The sequence below is a fragment of the Pseudomonas sp. ZY71 genome, from assembly GCF_036542145.1.
Taxonomy (GTDB): Bacteria; Pseudomonadota; Gammaproteobacteria; order Pseudomonadales; family Pseudomonadaceae; genus Aquipseudomonas; species Aquipseudomonas koreensis_A.
The window spans coordinates 2,646,587-2,663,367 of the sequence record NZ_CP144274.1; the positions used below are offsets into that span (position 1 = coordinate 2,646,587).

General features: G+C 60.0%; 19 protein-coding genes. 6 read left to right on the forward strand and 13 right to left on the reverse strand.

The genetic code is table 11. From position 1 onward, the window contains the following. Positions 1–18 precede the first annotated feature (18 nt). From VY732_RS11805 to VY732_RS11835, 7 genes are all read right to left on the reverse strand, one after another. Positions 19–381, reverse strand: coding sequence for a Na+/H+ antiporter subunit G (locus VY732_RS11805; RefSeq protein ID WP_016982998.1), 363 nt, complete (start codon positions 379–381; stop codon positions 19–21). Then, on the reverse strand, positions 378–656 hold the full coding sequence (locus VY732_RS11810) for a K+/H+ antiporter subunit F (protein WP_007910754.1): 279 nt from the start codon (positions 654–656) through the stop codon (positions 378–380). Before VY732_RS11810 ends, VY732_RS11805 begins: the two co-directional genes overlap by 4 nt. Further along, complete coding sequence (locus VY732_RS11815; RefSeq protein ID WP_331695483.1) at positions 653–1,141, reverse strand: Na+/H+ antiporter subunit E; 489 nt, start codon at positions 1,139–1,141, stop codon at positions 653–655. Before VY732_RS11815 ends, VY732_RS11810 begins: the two co-directional genes overlap by 4 nt. Then, a complete protein-coding gene (locus VY732_RS11820; protein WP_331695484.1) occupies positions 1,138–2,817 on the reverse strand; it encodes a monovalent cation/H+ antiporter subunit D in 1,680 nt (559 codons plus the stop codon). Before VY732_RS11820 ends, VY732_RS11815 begins: the two co-directional genes overlap by 4 nt. Beyond that, entirely contained in the window at positions 2,814–3,158 is a 345-nt protein-coding gene (locus VY732_RS11825; protein ID WP_007910763.1) for a Na+/H+ antiporter subunit C, read from the reverse strand. Before VY732_RS11825 ends, VY732_RS11820 begins: the two co-directional genes overlap by 4 nt. Further along, a complete protein-coding gene (locus VY732_RS11830; protein ID WP_331695485.1) occupies positions 3,158–6,076 on the reverse strand; it encodes a monovalent cation/H+ antiporter subunit A in 2,919 nt (972 codons plus the stop codon). Before VY732_RS11830 ends, VY732_RS11825 begins: the two co-directional genes overlap by 1 nt. A gap of 247 nt (positions 6,077–6,323) precedes the next feature. Beyond that, the gene (locus VY732_RS11835) at positions 6,324–7,259 is read right to left on the reverse strand and encodes a DMT family transporter (protein WP_212622365.1); all 936 of its coding nucleotides are present in this window, start codon (positions 7,257–7,259) and stop codon (positions 6,324–6,326) included. Between the two features lie 85 nt (positions 7,260–7,344). Between VY732_RS11835 and VY732_RS11840 the strand changes: the two genes are divergently transcribed. Together VY732_RS11840 and VY732_RS11845 are read left to right on the forward strand one after the other, a co-directional pair. Further along, complete coding sequence (locus tag VY732_RS11840; RefSeq protein ID WP_116029181.1) at positions 7,345–7,908, forward strand: helix-turn-helix domain-containing protein; 564 nt, start codon at positions 7,345–7,347, stop codon at positions 7,906–7,908. Next, on the forward strand, positions 7,908–9,302 hold the full coding sequence (locus VY732_RS11845) for an FAD/NAD(P)-binding protein (protein ID WP_331695486.1): 1,395 nt from the start codon (positions 7,908–7,910) through the stop codon (positions 9,300–9,302). Before VY732_RS11840 ends, VY732_RS11845 begins: the two co-directional genes overlap by 1 nt. 208 nt (positions 9,303–9,510) lie before the next feature. Here VY732_RS11845 and ppnN read toward each other — a convergent pair whose 3' ends face one another. Beyond that, complete coding sequence (gene ppnN, locus VY732_RS11850) at positions 9,511–10,884, reverse strand: nucleotide 5'-monophosphate nucleosidase PpnN (protein WP_331695487.1); 1,374 nt, start codon at positions 10,882–10,884, stop codon at positions 9,511–9,513. 223 nt (positions 10,885–11,107) lie between these two features. Here ppnN and VY732_RS11855 point away from each other — a divergent pair, with 223 nt between their 5' ends. Continuing rightward, on the forward strand, positions 11,108–11,635 hold the full coding sequence (locus tag VY732_RS11855; protein WP_331695488.1) for a DUF3087 domain-containing protein: 528 nt from the start codon (positions 11,108–11,110) through the stop codon (positions 11,633–11,635). Here the strand turns inward: VY732_RS11855 and VY732_RS11860 are convergent, their stop codons facing one another. Further along, positions 11,636–12,010, reverse strand: a complete 375-nt coding sequence (locus VY732_RS11860) for a DUF2784 domain-containing protein (RefSeq protein ID WP_077573342.1) — start codon at positions 12,008–12,010, stop codon at positions 11,636–11,638. Between the two features lie 186 nt (positions 12,011–12,196). Between VY732_RS11860 and VY732_RS11865 the strand changes: the two genes are divergently transcribed. The 3 genes from VY732_RS11865 to VY732_RS11875 are packed head-to-tail and all read left to right on the forward strand — an operon-like array spanning position 12,197 to position 13,406. Then, the gene (locus tag VY732_RS11865; protein WP_016983007.1) at positions 12,197–12,895 is read left to right on the forward strand and encodes an AzlC family ABC transporter permease; all 699 of its coding nucleotides are present in this window, start codon (positions 12,197–12,199) and stop codon (positions 12,893–12,895) included. Continuing rightward, the gene (locus tag VY732_RS11870; RefSeq protein ID WP_331695857.1) at positions 12,895–13,206 is read left to right on the forward strand and encodes an AzlD domain-containing protein; all 312 of its coding nucleotides are present in this window, start codon (positions 12,895–12,897) and stop codon (positions 13,204–13,206) included. The genes VY732_RS11865 and VY732_RS11870 overlap by 1 nt, the downstream gene beginning before the upstream one ends. A 53-nt stretch (positions 13,207–13,259) precedes the next feature. Continuing rightward, the gene (locus VY732_RS11875; protein ID WP_174244442.1) at positions 13,260–13,406 is read left to right on the forward strand and encodes a hypothetical protein; all 147 of its coding nucleotides are present in this window, start codon (positions 13,260–13,262) and stop codon (positions 13,404–13,406) included. A 46-nt stretch (positions 13,407–13,452) separates the two neighbouring features. Here the strand turns inward: VY732_RS11875 and VY732_RS11880 are convergent, their stop codons facing one another. The 4 genes from VY732_RS11880 to VY732_RS11895 form a co-directional block, all read right to left on the reverse strand. Next, positions 13,453–13,725 (reverse strand): hypothetical protein, encoded by a 273-nt coding sequence (locus VY732_RS11880; RefSeq protein WP_077573339.1) that lies wholly within the window; start codon positions 13,723–13,725, stop codon positions 13,453–13,455. A gap of 332 nt (positions 13,726–14,057) precedes the next feature. Further along, positions 14,058–14,738, reverse strand: coding sequence for an SOS response-associated peptidase (locus VY732_RS11885; protein WP_077573338.1), 681 nt, complete (start codon positions 14,736–14,738; stop codon positions 14,058–14,060). Positions 14,739–14,767: 29 nt separating this feature from the next. Continuing rightward, positions 14,768–15,610, reverse strand: coding sequence for an ABC transporter permease (locus VY732_RS11890; RefSeq protein WP_331695489.1), 843 nt, complete (start codon positions 15,608–15,610; stop codon positions 14,768–14,770). A gap of 62 nt (positions 15,611–15,672) precedes the next feature. Continuing rightward, complete coding sequence (locus VY732_RS11895; RefSeq protein ID WP_137217322.1) at positions 15,673–16,653, reverse strand: aliphatic sulfonate ABC transporter substrate-binding protein; 981 nt, start codon at positions 16,651–16,653, stop codon at positions 15,673–15,675. Positions 16,654–16,781: the final 128 nt, after the last annotated feature.

Sequence of the window (16,781 nt, forward strand, 5' to 3'; positions counted from 1 at the left end):
GGCGTCATCTACAAATCTTCAGCTACCACTCTCGGTACGGCGGCTACTGACCTCTGCCGGCACATCATCCCCAGCCATGCGCTTGCGGAACAACGCCGCCCGCGCCAGCAGCAAAGTAGTCACCGGCACAGTGATCGCCAGCAAAATCGGAATCAGCCAGGCATGTATGACCGGCCCGGACTTCAACGCCGAAAAACAGATGATCGACGCCAGTGCCACACACCACGCGCCCAGTGTCGAAGCCAGTGCCGGCGGATGCATGCGCTGGAAGTAATCCTTCATGCGCAACAATCCGATCGCGCCGATCAACGCAAACAAACCGCTGAGCACCAGCAGGATCGCCACCGGAATCTCGACCCACAGAGACAATTCTGCATTCATTCGATCACCTCGCCACGCAGCAGGAATTTCGCCAGGGCAAACGAGCCGACGAAGCCGAACAGCGCAATCAGCAGCGCCGCCTCGAAGTAAGTGTCACTGGAATAACGAATACCCAGCGTCAGCATCATCAGCATGGCGACGATGTACAGGTAATCCAGCGCCAGGACCCGATCCTGCGCCGACGGGCCTTTGAACAAGCGCACCAGCGTCAGCACCATCGCGAGCGAGAACAGGAACAGCGTCAGCAGAATCGCGTTCGACAGTAATGGGCTCATTCGAAAATCTCCATCAACGGCCGCTCGTAGGTGCTCTTGAAGTGCTCGATGAATTGCGCTTCTTCATCCAGATCCCAGACGTGCAACAACAGAATGCTGCGATCCAGCGACAGCTCCGACCACACCGTGCCGGGCACCACCGTGCAGATCATCGCCAGAGTCGCCAGGCCGTGGGCGTCGCGCAAGTCCAGTGGCACTTTGATAAAGCCTGAACGCGGCGGGCGACGACCGGCGTTGAGTACGCCCCACGCGACGATCAGGTTGGACGTCACCACGTCACGGCCCACGAGCAGGAACAGGCGCAGAATCGTTCCAGGGCGGCGAATGCGTACCTGTTTCGGACGCAGTTTGCGCATCATCAACGGTGCAGCAAAACCCAGTATCGCGCCGAGCAGCAGATTGCCCGGGCTGACCGACAGATTCAGGGTCAGCCACAAGGCGCACAGCGCCAGCGACAACAACGGTGCAGGAAACACACGCTTCATGGCTGCACCTCCAGCATCGCCGATTTGGCTTCCGGGCTCGGTACGGCACGGGTGCCGAGCACCGCCATGACGTATTGCTGCGGGTTGTTCAGCGCTTCGGCGGTGGCCTGGGTGTAGCGCAGCAGCGGTTCAGCCTTGAAGGTCAGGACAATGCTCAGCCCCAGCAACAGGAAAATCGGTGCGCATTCGAGTTTGCGCAGTAGCGGTGAAGGGCGCTCCTCTGGCGTCCAGAAGCGCTGAATGCCGAGACGCGAGAACGCCATCAACGACGCCAGCCCGGTAAGGATCAGTAGCGCCAGCAACGCCCATGCTGCCGTGGAGATCGGTTCGCCAGTGCCCAGCCCCAGCGGATTGAGCAATGCACCGATCAGGCTGAGTTTGCCGATGAAGCCGGACAGCGGCGGCATGCCAATGATCAGCAGCGCGCAAGCAATGAAGCTCAGGCCGAGAAACGCCATGGTCCACGGGATCACCTGACCGACCACGGCTTTCTGCTCGTCATCGAGGTTGATGCCTTTGGGCGGTTGCAGGGATTCCTGCGGGCGCGGCAGCAGTTCGCTTTCGTCTTCCAGCGGAATTTCATTGGCCGAGCGCGAACGCTCGATCAACTCGGCCAGCAGGAACAGCGCGCTCAATGCCAGCGTCGAGCTGACCAGATAGAACAGTGCCGCGCCGATCAGGTTCGGCTGGGCGAAACCGACGGCGGACAGCAGAATCCCCGCCGACACCAGAATGCTCAGGCTGGCCATGCGCTCCAGGCGTTGCGCGGCGAGAATTGCCAGGCCTGCGCAGGCCATGGTCGCCATGCCACCGTAGATCAGCCAGTCGCCACCGAAGAATGCCGAGGCTCCGGCCTGCCCGGAAAACAACAGCGTCCACAGACGAAGCAAGGTGTAGACGCCAACCTTGGTCATGATCGCGAACATCGCCGCCACCGGCGCACTGGCCGAGGAATAGGCTGGCACCAGCCAGAAGTTCAGCGGCCACATGCCAGCCTTGGCCAGGAACGCGACAGCGAGAATCCCCGCACCGGCGTGCAGCAAACCCCGGTCGGCCTCCGGCACCAGCGGAATCTTCAGCGCCAGATCGGCCATGTTCAGCGTGCCGGTGACACCGTAGATCAATGCCGCGCCAATCAGAAACAGCGACGAGGCCAGCAGGTTGATCGAGATGTAATGCAGCCCCGACGAGACCCGTGCCCGACCCGATCCATGCAACAGCAACCCATAAGACGCGGCGAGCAGGACTTCGAAGAACACGAACAGGTTGAACAGATCCGCCGTCAGGAACGCGCCGTAAAGACCCATCAACTGAATCTGGAACAACGCGTGGAAACTCGAACCGGCGCCATCCCAACGGGCCATGGCAAACAGCAGGGCGCTAACGCCGATGATCCCGGTCAGCACCAGCATCAGCGCCGACAGGCGATCGACCACCAGCACAATACCGAACGGCGCCTGCCAGTTGCCCGGCAGGTACACGCCGATGGAACCGGGTACGCCGGTGGTTTGCGTCCATTGCAGCAACAGCACCGAAATGAACAGGCCGACAAGGCTGGAGAACAGGTTGATTTTCGCCTTCAGCGGCCGGTGCCGTTCGCCGAGCATCAGCATGATGGCGGCGGTCAGCAGCGGCAGCAGAATCGGTGCGGCGATCAGGTGAGTCATCGCCATCATTCTTTAGGCTCCCGGCCGTCGACGTGGTCGGTGCCGGTCAGGCCGCGCGAGGCGAGCAGAACGACGAGGAACAGCGCGGTCATGGCGAAGCTGATGACGATCGCAGTCAGCACCAGTGCCTGTGGCAGCGGATCGGTGTAGTGCAGCAAATCCTGGGTGACGCCGTCCTTGATCACCGGCTCCTTGCCGATGAACAGGCTGCCCATGCTGAAGATGAACAGATTGACGCCATACGACAGCAGGCACAGGCCCATGACCACCTGGAACGTCCGTGGCCGCAGGATCAGCCAGACGCCGGACGCGGCGAGCACGCCGATGGCGATTGCGATGACTTCTTCCATCAGACGGCTCCCTTGGTGGCGACGGACTTGGGCAGCGATGCGGTCTTGTGACCCCGCACCGATTGGTGGGCGAGAGCAGTGAGGATCAACAGCGTCGAGCCGACCACCACGCCGTATACGCCAATGTCGAAAAACAGTGCACTGGCAACATGGATGTCACCCAGCACTGGCAAGCTGAAATGCCAGGTGTGCGTGGTCAGGAACGGATAACCGACCAGCATCGCGCCCAGACCTGTAGCGGTGGCGAACAGCAGTCCGGTGCCCATCCAGCGCAGCGGTCGCAGGCTCATTTGCGCTTCGACCCACTGCGTACCGGCGACCATGTATTGCAGGATGAACGCCACCGACATCACCAGACCGGCAACGAAACCGCCGCCCGGCTGGTTGTGCCCGCGCATGAACAGGTAGAACGACACCACCAGCGCAATTGGCAGCAACAGACGCACCAGCACTGCCGGCACCATCATGAAACCGAGCGCGGTGTCGCTGGCCGAGCGCGGGTTGACCAGATCGGTGACCACGTCCGGCGCCAGCAAGCGTTGCTGGGCGGGCAGTTGCAGGCTTTCTTTCGGTGGGCGGAAACGGCGGAGCAGGGCGAATACGGTCAGTGCCACGGCGACCAGCACGGTGATTTCACCGAGGGTGTCGAAGCCACGGAAATCCACCAGCATCACGTTGACCACGTTGCTGCCGCCGCCCTCGGGCATGGCGCGGCTGAGGTAGAACGAGGAAATGTCGTTCGGCGTCTGCCGCGTCAGCATCGCGTAGGACAGCAGCGCCATGCCACCGCCGACGGCAATCGACAATAGCAAGTCGCGCAGACGACGAATGCGTGCCTTGCGCAGGCTGCTTGGCAGTGGCGAGACTTCTTCGATACGGCGTGGCAACCAGCGCAGACCGAGCAGGATCAGCACGGTGGTGACCACTTCGACCGCCAGTTGCGTCAGGGCCAGATCAGGCGCGGAGAACCAGACGAAGGTCACGCAGGTCATCAAGCCGCAGACGCTGACCATGGTCAGAGCGGCGAGACGGTGGTACTTGGCCTGCCATGCGGCGCCAAGAGCACAGGCAATCGCCAGCAGCCACAGGGTCACGAACACGATCGAGCCGGGAATCTTCGGCCTGTCGCCCCAGCTCAGCGTGCTGTGCAACATCGGGATCAGACCTGCGAGTACCGCCGCCAACACCATCAGGAATAGCTGCATCTGCAGACGCTTGGTGCCGAGTCGCCGCTCGACGCGCCGGGCCATGCGCATCATCACCACCAGACTGCGCTCGAACAGGCGCTTGCCGTTGAAGCGCCCCACCAGTGGCGGGTATTTGAAGCGCCCGCGCTTGAGCTGATTGCGTAGCAACAGATAGACGATGATGCCGCCGGACATGGCGATCAGGCTCATGATCATTGGCGCGTTGAGGCCGTGCCAGATCGCCAGGCTGTATTCCGGCAAGGTGCCGCCAACGACTGGCAACGCAGCAGCGGCAAGCAACGGGCCGACGATCTGCGCGGGGAATATCCCCACCAGCAAGCAGGTGAATACCAACAGCTCTACCGGCGCACGCATCCAGCGTGGAGGTTCGTGCGGCGTGTGCGGCAGGTCGGTGGCCGGCGGACCGAAGAACACATCGACGGTGAAGCGCAGCGAGTAGGCAACGCTGAATGTGCCGGCAATCGTCGCGACAATCGGCAGCGCCGCTTCGACCCACGCGGTGGCGTTGATAAACACGGTTTCAGCGAAGAACATTTCCTTCGACAGGAAGCCGTTAAGCAGCGGCACGCCTGCCATCGAGGCGCTGGCAACCATGGCCAGCGTCGCGGTGAAGGGAATCAGTTTGATCAGGCCGCTGAGCTTGCGGATATCGCGGGTGCCGCTTTCGTGGTCGATGATGCCTGCGGCCATGAACAGCGAAGCCTTGAACGTCGCGTGGTTGAGAATGTGGAACACCGCCGCCACTGCCGCCAGCGGACTATTCAGGCCGAGTAACAGGGTAATCAGGCCTAGATGGCTGATGGTCGAGTAAGCGAGCAGACCTTTGAGATCGTTCTGGAACATCGCGCAATAGGCGCCGAGCAACAGCGTACACGCGCCGGCGCCGCTGACGATGTAGAACCATTCTTCACTGCCAGACAACGACGGCCACAGGCGCGCGAGCAGGAAAACCCCGGCCTTGACCATGGTCGCCGAGTGCAGATAGGCGGAGACGGGTGTCGGCGCCGCCATTGCGTGCGGCAACCAGAAGTGAAAAGGGAACTGCGCACTTTTGCTGAGGGCGCCGATAAGAATCAGGGGAAGGAGAATCGGGTAGAGGGCATGTGCGCGAATCAGATCGCCGGCGGCCAGGACCTTGTCGAGGTCATAGCTGCCGACGACATGGCCGAGAATCATGACCCCCGCCAGCAGGCATAATCCGCCGGCACCGGTGACCATCAGCGCCATGTACGCGCCGCGACGGGCGTCGGCGCGGTGGTGCCAGTAGCCGATCAGCAGGAACGAGAAGAGGCTGGTCAGCTCCCAGAAAAACACGATCTGGATCAGATTGCCGGAGATCACCAGACCGAGCATGGCGCCCATGAACGCCAGGAAAAACGCGAAGAAACGCGGCACCGGATCGTCCGGCGACATGTAATAACGCGCATAGAGAGAAACGAGCGTGCCGATGCCGAGCACCAGCATCGAGAACAGCCAGGCGAAGCCGTCCATGCGCAGAACGAAGTTCAGGCCGAGGCTGGGCAGCCACATGAATTCTTCGCGGATCACGCCGCCGTGGGCAATTTGCGGGTACAGCATCGCGACCTGGACGGTGCCGATCAGAGCGACCAGACCTGCCAACAGGGATTCGGTATTGCGCGCATTGTGTGGCAGCACCGCTGCCAGACAGCTGCCAATGAATGGCAGAAGCAGTAGAACTATCAGGGACATAGGCTTCTAATCTGCGGAAGTTTGTGAAGCATCATACGTGCCAGCTCCCCGATCACCAAACGCGAGGATGTCTCAGAATCCTACAAAGTAGTCTGGAATTTTCTGTTTGGCATTGTTTCAGGAAGGTCGATGTTGCTTGGAATGGCCTCATCGCGAGCAGGCTCACTCCTACATTTGGAATGCGTTCACCTGTAGGAGTGAGCCTGCTCGCGATAGCAATAATTCAGACTGTGAAGATTTCGGAGCGTTATCCCTGTGCTTCCCGCTCCAGCTCCGCTTCGGCTTCCGCGACCTTCCCCTTGGTCTTCAACTCACTGACAATCACCGCTGCCACAATCAACCCCGCTCCCACCAGCGCGATCGCCGGCAACCGTTCCCCGGCAATCCGCCCGACGATCCCGGCCCATACCGGCTCACCCGCATAGATCAACGTCGCCCGTGTTGGCGAGACACTCTTCTGCGCCCAGTTCATCGCCACCTGAATCGCCGCACTTGCTGCGCCCAGCCCCAGCGCGGTCACCAGTAGGGTCCAGGAGAAATCCGGAAGCGCTTCACCGGTCGGCACCACCAGCAGGAACGACAGCACGGAAGTGGTTGCCAGTTGCACAACGGTCACTCGGCGCACATCCACCTGACCGGCATAGGTGCTGATCAGAATGATCTCGGCCGCGATGGCGATAGCACTGATCAGCGTGGCGATTTCGCCCGGACTGAAATTCAGCTCAGCCCCGGACGGCCCCGACAGCAACATCAGCCCGGTGAACGCCAGCATGATGCCAATGCTCGGCATCAACCCCGGCCGCCGCCCCAGCACCAGCCATTGCAGCAACGGCACGAACGGCACATACAACGCGGTGATGAACGCCGACTGACTGCTCGGGATCGTTTGCAGTCCGACGGTCTGCAGGCCGTAACCAAGCATGATCGCCACGCCGATGAACGCGCCGGCCTTGAGTTCAAACAGGGTCAGTTCGCGCAAATGCCGCCACGAGAACAGCGCAACGATACAAGCCGCCGCCGCAAAACGCAGGCCGACAAAAAACATCGGGCCGCTGACGGTCATCGCATGCTGAACCAGCAGAAAGGTGCCGCCCCAGATCATGGTGATCAGCACCAGCACGCACTCGGCTTTGCTGAAGCGGTTGAAGCGAAGCGGTGTTTGGGGGCTGTTCACGGACGTCACGACCTTGCGCACTATAAAAGACAGGACGCACAATGCGCCCAACGTTGCGCAGTATACTGCCCAACCTCAGCGAGTGAGCAATATAGTGCACAAAGATTCCAGTCAACGAGCCTCCGTTCTGCAACACGTCAGCCTGAATGTCCGGCGGCTGCGTCATGCCGCCGACATGAGCCAGACCGCGCTGGCGGAAAAATCCGGAGTCAGTCGACGCATGCTTGTGGCGATCGAGGCCGGCGAAAAGAATGTCAGCCTGACCACTCTCGACCGCGTTGCCGAAGCGCTTGATGTGGCGTTTAGCGATCTGATCCAGGCGCCGGATGCCCGTGATCCAAGCCGCATCAACGAGGTGGCATGGGCGGGCACGATCCCGGGCAGCAAAGCGGTGCTGCTCTCCAAAGCCACGGCCACGCGCGAAGTCGAGCAATGGGAATGGTGTCTGCAACCGGGCGAGGTCTACCCGTCGCAAGCGGATGCCGAGGGCTGGAGCGAGCAGATTTTCGTCTTTGAAGGTTGCCTGACGCTGATGCTCGGCGACCAGCCGCAGCACATCGGCACTGGGGAGTTTTTCATGTTTGCCAGTAACCAGCCGCACTCCTATCGCAATGATGGCGATGTTGCGGCGCGGTTTGTGCGTAATGTGGTGATTTGATGAGTCAGAGTGCAGACATCCTGATTATCGGCGGTGGCCTCAGCGGCACGATGCTGGCAGTGCAATTGTTGCGTCTGCCGGGCCAGCGCAAGGTCCTGATCATTGAGCCGCGTAATGAATTGGGACGCGGCGAGGCCTACAGTGCAGTCGAGCTGGGCCACACACTCAACGGCAATGCGGCGCGCATGAGCGTCGATCCGGATATTCCTGATGATCTGACGCAATGGCTGACTGAGCACATTGCCGGCGGAGGCTGGCCGGAGTCTGCAGAGCAGAACGTACCGGTCAGCGAACTGTTTCCGCCGCGTGGATTGTTCGGGGTCTATGTGCAGCAGCGTCTGGCTGAAGCGCGCACTGTCGGGGCGCGTTATGGTTCGAGCGTTGAACACATTCGTGCAGAGGTCGTCGATCTGCAGGTCGATGCCGATTCGGTGCAGCTCACGCTGAGCAATGGTCAGTCATTGTCTGGAGTCTGCGCAGTGCTGGCGACTGGAATGTTCCCTGCCGCACGAACTCCGCAAAAAGCCTCCAGTGGCCTCAACGCCGCCGCCCTCGATCCTTGGGATGTCGCGGCCATGCGCCAGCTCGATCCGCAATCCACCGTGATGATCATTGGCTCCGGCCTGACCATGGTCGATGCCGTGGTGTCGCTGGAGCAGGCCGGGCATCGCGGGCCGATCGAAGTGTTTTCGCGGCATGGTTTGTTGCCCCATGTGCGCAGACAGCCACCGGTTTGGGTTGATTTTCTTGGCGTCGATCACAGCCTGCGCACGCCACGACAGCTGTTGCGTGAATTGCGTCGGCAGTGTCGCGACGCCATGGCCCAAGGCATCGATTGGCAGGCGCCGCTGGACACAGTCCGCGTGCACATCGCCCGGTTGTGGAGTCAGGCGACTGACGTGCAGCGTCGACAATTCGTACGGCATGTGCGGCCGTGGTGGGAAAGTCATCATCACCGTTCGCCGCCGCTGAGTGCGGCGCTGGTTGAGCGGCTTTATAAAGAAGGGCGATTGCGTATTCAGGCAGCTTCGTTCAAAGGGCTTGAGCCGAGCCCTGAAGATGGCGTCAGCATTCGTATTCGACGTCGCGGTGAGTCGCAAACCTGCGTGGTGCAGGGCGCCGCGTTGATCAACTCCAGTGGCATCGAGTACGACTGGCGTCGGGTGGCGCGACCGTTGCCGCAGCAGGTGCTGGCGCGCGGTCTGGTGCAGCCGGGACCGTTGGCGTTGGGGATTGCGGCGGCGGTGGATGGCGCGATGCTGGATGCCGAGGGGCGTGCGGCTAGCCGGTTGTTTGCCATGGGACCACCGTTACGCGGGATGTGGTGGGAGAGTACGGCGGTGACGGATGTGGCGTTGCAGGCCAAGGCGTTGGCGGCGCGGTTGGTGGGATGAGGTTGATGGTGTTCTTTCAGGCCTCTTCGCGAGCAGGCTCGCTCCCACAGGGGGATTCAGGTTGCAAATACCATTTGCGCCACACCACAGACCCTGTGGGAGCGAGCCTGCTCGCGAAAGCGGTGGTTCAGTCAATATAAAAGGTGACTGATATACCGCTATCGCGAGCAGGCTCGCTCCTACACGTGTTGCGTGGAAACCGAAAGAGTTACGCCACCACTCGATAGCACGGCACATACGCCGCGCCGCCCGGCAGTTTCATCCGGTGCTGGGCGACGAAGGCTTTGAGCAACGCATCGAGCGGTTGCATGATCGCCGCATCACCACGGATCTGGTACGGCCCGTGTTCTTCGATCAGGCGAATGCCCTTGTCCTTGACGTTGCCAGCGACGATGCCAGAAAACGCCCGGCGCAGATTGGCCGCCAGTTCGTGCGGTGGCTGGTCGCGGTGCAGTTTCAGGTTGGCCATGTTTTCGTGGGTCGGATCGAACGGACGCTGGAAGCCTTCGTCGATTTTCAGCAGCCAGTTGAAATGGAACGCATCGTTGCGCTCGCGGCGGAACTGCTTCACCGCTTTCAGACCTTGGGTCATCTGCCGCGCCACTTCGGCCGGGTCGTCGATGATGATTTCGTAGTGCTGCTTGGCCGCTTCACCCAGGGTCGCGGTGACGAAGGCGTCGAGCTGTTCCAGATACGGCGCGGCGTGTTTCGGCCCGGTAAGGATCACCGGGAACGGCAGCCCTGCGTTGTCCGGGTGCATCAGGATGCCGAGCAGATAAAGGAACTCTTCAGCGGTACCGGCACCGCCCTGGAAGATGATGATGCCATGGCCAACACGGACGAAGGCTTCCAGACGTTTTTCGATGTCCGGCAGAATCACCAGCTCATTGACGATCGGGTTCGGCGCTTCGGCGGCGATGATGCCCGGCTCGGTCAGACCCAGATAACGCCCGCCGTGAATACGCTGTTTGGCGTGGGCAATGGTCGCGCCTTTCATCGGGCCTTTCATCACGCCGGGGCCGCAACCGGTGCAGATGTCGAGGCTGCGCAGGCCCAGTTCGTGGCCGACTTTCTTGGTGTATTTGTATTCTTCGGTGTTGATCGAATGGCCGCCCCAGCACACGACGATCTTCGGCTCTACGCCCGGACGCAAAGTACGCGCGTTGCGCAGCAGGTGGAAAACGTAGTCGCTGATGCCTTGCGAGGTGGTCAGGTCGATGCGTTGGCTGTCGAGTTCGTTTTCGGTGTAGACGATGTCGCGCAGGGCGCTGAAGAGCATTTCGCGGGTGCTGGCGATCATTTCGCCGTCGACGAAGGCATCGGCCGGAGCGTTCAGCAGCTCCAGGCGTACGCCGCGATCCTGTTGGTGAATGCGGATTTCGAAGTCCTTGTAGGCTTCGAGAATGGTCTTGGCGTTATCAACATGGGCGCCGGTATTGAGGATGGCCAGGGCGCACTGGCGGAAGAGGGTGTAGGTGCTGCCGGATCCGGCTTCGCTCAGTTGCTGAACTTCACGTTGAGAAAGGGTTTCCAGGCTGCCTTTCGGGCTGACCGAGGCATTGATTACGTGTCGTTGGGTCATGCAATGATCCTTAAAACGATGTCATCTCAAGACTAGGCGATGGCATCCGAATAGTGTGTATCCATGAATGAAGATGGCACGATCTGCGCTGTACCGCCATGTCCCCGTTGGACGCTGAAAAGATGAAAAGGAGCCCCAGCATAGCTAAATCCGCGCTAGAGGCGATAATGCGCCGGCCGGTTTTTTCTGTTAGCCCTTTTGTCGCTCAAGGAAGTCATTTGTGATGTTCGAGATTCAGCCGATGGATGCCGCTACCTTTCGCCAGCAGACCCGACGCAGCACGATCATCATCGCCGTGCTGTTCCTGGTGCTGGCGATGTTGTTTTCCAGCGTCGCGGTGGCGCTGTTCGGCGAGCCTGGCGGCGATAACCTGCGCTTCAATGTCGGCGGGGTGTTTGTGGCGTTTCTGCTGACGGCTGCGCTGTTGCGCGGGCGCTTCTGGAATCAGAGCTGGATGGCTCCAGCCGTCTACAGCTGGCGACTCAAGCGCAACCTGATGAGCATCACCAATGTGATGCATCAGGTTACGGCGGCGGTGGACCAGAATGATCCGACGGCGATGAAGGTTCTGCGCTTCTACCATCTGGGATTGACGCAAATGCACGAACTGGACGGCAACTCCAGTGATCATGGGCAATTGTGGCGGGAAGTTGAAGCACACAAGGAGCGGATGCAGGCGCTGGGGCTCGATACCGAGCAGACGCGCCTGGATCCGGCCTGGCTGGAGGCGTTGAAGCAAACGGCGCGCTGATTACAGTGCGCGGCGCAGTTTCCACGACCGGATTAAACGGCCGTAAACCAGCAGGTTGACCGCGAGTACCACGCTGCCGAGCGCCAGTTGAATCTGCGGGGTGAGCCCGGCCGGATAGATGATCGGCCAGATGTAATGCTCGATGAAGCCGCCGGCGTATTCAGTCTGCCCGGCCGCGTGGCGCATGAGGTTTTCCCAGTACGTCAGCGGGCAGGTCAGATGCAGCACCTCGACCGCCACCCCCCAAGCAGCAGCCGGCAGATGCAGCCACATCAAACGCGGCCATTTGAGTACCAGCAGCCCGCCAAACAGCACGAACAAAATGAAGCACAAATGGAACAGCACCAGCCCGTCGGCTGCGATTCGGTACAGCATGTCGTCTCCCTGACGCAATTGTGAATGGCACTATGTTACGCCGTTCAGGGGATCAAAGGTCAGTGCGAAAGTCAGCGAATTGCGCGCGCATCCGGCCGATTTCCCACAAGTGCGCAAGATTGTTCAAGCCAGAAAGGCGAAACGGCTGGCACAGTCTTCGACCGTTTTCCTGGTTGAAGAACGTTTATGTCTGATTCTCTTATGCCGCGCAGTGCGTTCCTCCGCGGCGCTGCGGCAATCATGCCGTTATCTCTGGCCACCGCGCCGTGGGGGCTGTTGGCCGGCTCCATGGCGATCGAAGCCAATCTCACACCGCTGCAAGGCCAAGGCTTGTCGAGCATTGTGTTTGCCGGGGCGGCGCAATTGGTGGCGATCGGCATGCTCAAGGGCGGCGCGGGGATTTTCTCGATTCTGTTGACCACGCTGCTGCTGACGTCGCAGCACTTGCTGTATGGCATGAGCATGCGTTCGGTCATTTCACCGCTGCCGGGGCGCTGGCGCATAGGTCTGGGTTTTTTGCTCACCGATGAGTTGTTTGCACTGACCAGTCAACATGATCGTCAACAATTCAATCGCTGGTATGCGCTGGGCGTCGGCCTGACGTTCTACATCGCATGGAACCTGTTCACCCTGGCCGGCATTGTCCTCGGCAGCAGCATTCCGGGGCTTGAGCACCTGGGGCTGGACTTCTCGATTGCCGCCACGTTTATCGCGTTGATCACGCCAGTGGTGCGGAACGTGCCGACGGTGGTGTGTGTGGCGGTGTCGCTGTTTTGTTCGGTGCTTTTCAGTTACTGGCAATGGGGCTCGGCACTGGTGTTGTCCGGACTGGCCGGAATGACCGCAGGGTTTATCTGCAACAAGCTGTATCGGGAGCGCACATGATGGTTTGGGCGGTGATTTTCGGCATGGGGCTTCTGGTGTTTCTCAACCGCTACGTGTTTCTCGAACCGCGTTTGCCGGTGCGTTTGAGCAGCAATGCGCGGCAGTTTCTCGGGTTTGCGGTACTGGGGATGCTGACCGCTATCTGTGGGCCGATTGTCTTCATGCCCGACAAACAGCTGAATCTGCAGTGGGATAATCCTTATCTGCTTAGTTCGCTGGTGGCGATCGCACTGGTGATCTACACGCGCAATACTTTGCTCAGCATGCTGTTGAGCATGGCGTTCTTCTTTTTGCTGCGCTGGTGGTTGTAAGTTGTCTGTTCTACGCTTCAGAGATGGAGGTTTACTGATAACGGGAGGTGCGCATGGCGACTGAGCAAAAGCATCCAGACACGGATGACGAAGATACGGACGAACCGACGCAAGAAGAAATAGAGCGTGAAAAGCACAAGGAACAGACCTGGAAGCACGATGATGGCCGAGAGCTTTCCGATCCTGACCGCAAGTTTTGAGTGACTTCTACGAAAAAGCCCCGCAAATGCAGGGCTTTTTTGTGGTTCAGAGATCGTCCAACTGCGTGAAATCGGGGTGTGTGGCCCGATATCCCAAGGTTCGATCAATCCACGCATTCAGCTCGTTGACCATCACCGGCGCGTGGCCAGGATACCCTTCGAGGGTGGTGCGCAGGATGCGTTCGATATCAGGTACGGAACGCAGGTTTCGGGTCTTGATGTAGTGGCCGATAAAACAGTCGAGTTCAAAGCGTTCTGTCATCGACAGATAAATACACTCCAGGCCGCTGACCTGTTTGATTGCAAAATCGTCGCGCAACTTATTTCTCTGCAAGGCTTGTAGACGTTAGGGGGTTCCTGGTTTGTTGACTCTTTGGTCAACTGGTATACCAAATGGAAATGCGGCGCGCATGCTAGCCGTAGTGCATATAAATGTATGTATGACGGTTGAAATGTCAGACAGGCGGTTAGTTCATTCGAACGTGTGTTTTATATGCGCCGTCTCAAAAATGAAACAGGGTTTGTAACGGCAGTGATTCGCTTTATGAGTTGCTAAAATTTGCAATAGTTTTATTTCTTATAACGCTGCGTCAAAACATCGCAGCCTTCGGCAGCTCCTACAATTGATAAACGCATGAAGTCGGCAATTGTTCAAGTTTGCCGAATAATCAAACTGGCACCCTGATTGCGTACGTTACCGACAGCTTTGCCGACTTTGTACCATTCGAACACTTCGCTGCGTTCACCTTCGAACAGCAGCATTTGCTCGGCGCGTTCAACGGGTGTCGCAGGATCCAGCCATTCATGCACCAAGTCTGCGCGGAACACGACGGGTCGGCGATCATGGATATCGAGCATGCCGCCGACAGCATCGGCGGTGATGATCACGAAACCGTCGTCATCCCGAGCTGGCGTTTCGGCTGTCGGAAATTGCCCGATGGCTGCGCAGAAAACCGCTTCGTGATCCGCGCGACGGATCAGCCATGGTTGTCGTGTCTTGTCTGCGCTATCGACCCATTCAAACCAGTTGTCCACGGGCACAATCAAACGATGTCGCCAGATCGCCCGGAAGAACGGGCCGTGGGCGACTTTCTCGACCCGGGCATTGATCGGTGGTGGGCGATCCTTGGCCCAATGCGGGCGCCAGCCCCAGCGCAGAGTGTCGGCATGCAGGTGTTGCCCTTGTTGATGCAGGACGGCCAGCGCGGTGGTCGGCGCCGCGTTGTAGCGATCAAGCGGTGCGTCGCCGACGTGATTGATCAACGCGTCGGGAATGCTCAGCACCGCGACAAAGTCGTGAATGCCACGGTACTGCGAGAGTCTTCCGCACATGGGCTGAATCTCCGGTTGGAGAGTTCAGCTTAGTCGCTGGCGTCCTGCCCGGTGAACGTGTCGCGCCAGTTCAACCAGCGGCGTTCGAGCATGGCCAGCAAGCCGTCACTGAGTTTGCCGAGCAAGGCGAGCACGATGATCGCGGCCAGTACGATGTCCGGCCGCGAGGTTTCCCGGCCGTCACTGAGCAGATAGCCCAAGCCTTTGGTGGCCGCGATCAACTCCGCCGCGACGAGAAACATCCACGCCAGGCTCATGCCACTGCGCAGCCCGGTGAACAGGCCGGGCAGGGCGGCCGGCAGCAATATTCGTCGCACCAGTTGCAAGCGACTGAAACCATAGATGCGCCCGACTTCCACCAGTTTGCGATCAATGTTGCGAATGGCCGCGACTACGTTGACGTACACCGGAAAGAACGCGCCGATGGCGATCAAGACGATTTTCGACGTCTCGTCGATGCCCAGCCACAACAACAGCAGCGGCACCCAGGCCAGGCTTGGAATGGAACGCAGGGCGGCAAAGGTCGGTTCCAGATAAGCCTCGGCTTCGCGACTCAAGCCGACCCAGGCAGCAAATACCAGCGCCAGGCTGGCACCGATGGCAAATCCGAGCAACACGCGAATCAGGCTGGCGCCGACGTGTTTCCACAGCGCGCCCTCAGCGAGGTCGGTGAGGGTCAGGGCGATCTCGCTCGGCGCCGGCATCTGGTAGGACGGCAGCCAGCCGATGCGGACGATAATTTCCAGCGCGACGATGATCAGCAGCGGCAGGGCCAGGCCTTTGCCGCGGCGCTGCCACGTCGGATTCAAACTCGCAGGACGCTGGCGCGGTACGGCAAGTGGCGCGGGCAAGTCTTTGCTGTGAGTGGTCATGGGTTTGGCTCCGCTCACGACAAATCCGCGACGGGGCGCGGATTTGTCGTGAGGCTGATCGGTTACTGGTGGGCGACGGCTTGCTGCACACCGCTGTCGAGCAATTGATCGATGACTTGATCGACATTCACCCCACGGCGCACCAGTTCCTCGGAGACCAGAATCGGCGCCGCTGCCTTGGAGGCGCTGATGTCCTGTTGAGTAAGTTGCGGGCTGCTCAGGTCGGTGCGCGACAGTTGCAACTTGGCCACATCCAGCGGCAAGCCGGACTCCTTGGCGAGGAGGGCGGCGAACTCATCGGGATTTTTCAGCGCCCAGTCGCGGGCCTGTTCGTAAGCCTTGATCACGGTGTCGATGGTCTGCGGATGTTCTTTGGCGTACTGCTCGGTGACGCTGACCACGCCGTAGCTGTTGAACGCCGGGTTGCGATAGAGCAGGCGCGAACCGGCCTGAACCTGGCTGGCGGCCATGTGCGGATCGAGTCCGGCCCAGGCGTCGACATCACCTTTTTCCAGCGCGGTGCGGCCGTCCGGATGCTGCAGATGGACCAATTCGACATCGTCTTTTTTCAGCCCGGCCTGTTGCAGGCTGCGCAGGGTGAACAGGTACGGGTCGGTGCCCTTGGTGGCGGCGATCTTTTTGCCCTTGAGGTCAGCGACGGTCTGGTAAGGAGAATCCTTGCGCACCACCAGTGCAGTCCATTCGGCGCGGCTATAAACGTAGACCGATTTGATCGGGCTGCCGTTGGCGCGGCTCAGCACCGCGGCGAGGCTGGCACTGGAAGCGAAATCCACGCCGCCGCTGTTGAGGTATTCCAGCGAGCGGTTGCTGCCCTGGCTCAGTACCCAGCTGACCTTGGTCTGCGGCAAGGCTTTTTCGAGGAAGCCGAAGTGCTTGAGCACCAGGCTGACTGGCGAGTAATAGGCGTAGTCGAGATGCACTTCTGCTGGCGCCGTTTCAGCGGCGTGGGCGAGCGGTTGCAGGCTCAGCACCATGGCGCTGGCAGCCAGCAGGGTTTTGAGTCGAGGAAAGAACGATGTCATGGGGCGCTCCGGCAAAGGCACAGGTTTCTTATGTCCAAAAAGATATTTTTATCGAATGCTTCCTGCATGAATGGAATATTGCAGGCTCTGTGCCATGTGCTTGAAAGCGCCGATTTATAAGGGTTTTA

Bases quoted from the DNA above. Each gene is read 5' to 3' on its own strand.
- VY732_RS11805 (WP_016982998.1), bottom strand. From the start codon at position 381: ATGAATGCAGAATTGTCTCTGTGGGTCGAGATTCCGGTGGCGATCCTG.
- VY732_RS11810 (WP_007910754.1), bottom strand. From the start codon at position 656: ATGAGCCCATTACTGTCGAACGCGATTCTGCTGACGCTGTTCCTGTTC.
- VY732_RS11815 (WP_331695483.1), bottom strand. From the start codon at position 1,141: ATGAAGCGTGTGTTTCCTGCACCGTTGTTGTCGCTGGCGCTGTGCGCC.
- VY732_RS11820 (WP_331695484.1), bottom strand. From the start codon at position 2,817: ATGATGGCGATGACTCACCTGATCGCCGCACCGATTCTGCTGCCGCTG.
- VY732_RS11825 (WP_007910763.1), bottom strand. From the start codon at position 3,158: ATGGAAGAAGTCATCGCAATCGCCATCGGCGTGCTCGCCGCGTCCGGC.
- VY732_RS11830 (WP_331695485.1), bottom strand. From the start codon at position 6,076: ATGTCCCTGATAGTTCTACTGCTTCTGCCATTCATTGGCAGCTGTCTG.
- VY732_RS11845 (WP_331695486.1), top strand. From the start codon at position 7,908: ATGAGTCAGAGTGCAGACATCCTGATTATCGGCGGTGGCCTCAGCGGC.
- ppnN (WP_331695487.1), bottom strand. From the start codon at position 10,884: ATGACCCAACGACACGTAATCAATGCCTCGGTCAGCCCGAAAGGCAGC.
- VY732_RS11855 (WP_331695488.1), top strand. From the start codon at position 11,108: ATGTTCGAGATTCAGCCGATGGATGCCGCTACCTTTCGCCAGCAGACC.
- VY732_RS11860 (WP_077573342.1), bottom strand. From the start codon at position 12,010: ATGCTGTACCGAATCGCAGCCGACGGGCTGGTGCTGTTCCATTTGTGC.
- VY732_RS11865 (WP_016983007.1), top strand. From the start codon at position 12,197: ATGTCTGATTCTCTTATGCCGCGCAGTGCGTTCCTCCGCGGCGCTGCG.
- VY732_RS11870 (WP_331695857.1), top strand. From the start codon at position 12,895: ATGGTTTGGGCGGTGATTTTCGGCATGGGGCTTCTGGTGTTTCTCAAC.
- VY732_RS11875 (WP_174244442.1), top strand. From the start codon at position 13,260: ATGGCGACTGAGCAAAAGCATCCAGACACGGATGACGAAGATACGGAC.
- VY732_RS11885 (WP_077573338.1), bottom strand. From the start codon at position 14,738: ATGTGCGGAAGACTCTCGCAGTACCGTGGCATTCACGACTTTGTCGCG.
- VY732_RS11890 (WP_331695489.1), bottom strand. From the start codon at position 15,610: ATGACCACTCACAGCAAAGACTTGCCCGCGCCACTTGCCGTACCGCGC.
- VY732_RS11895 (WP_137217322.1), bottom strand. From the start codon at position 16,653: ATGACATCGTTCTTTCCTCGACTCAAAACCCTGCTGGCTGCCAGCGCC.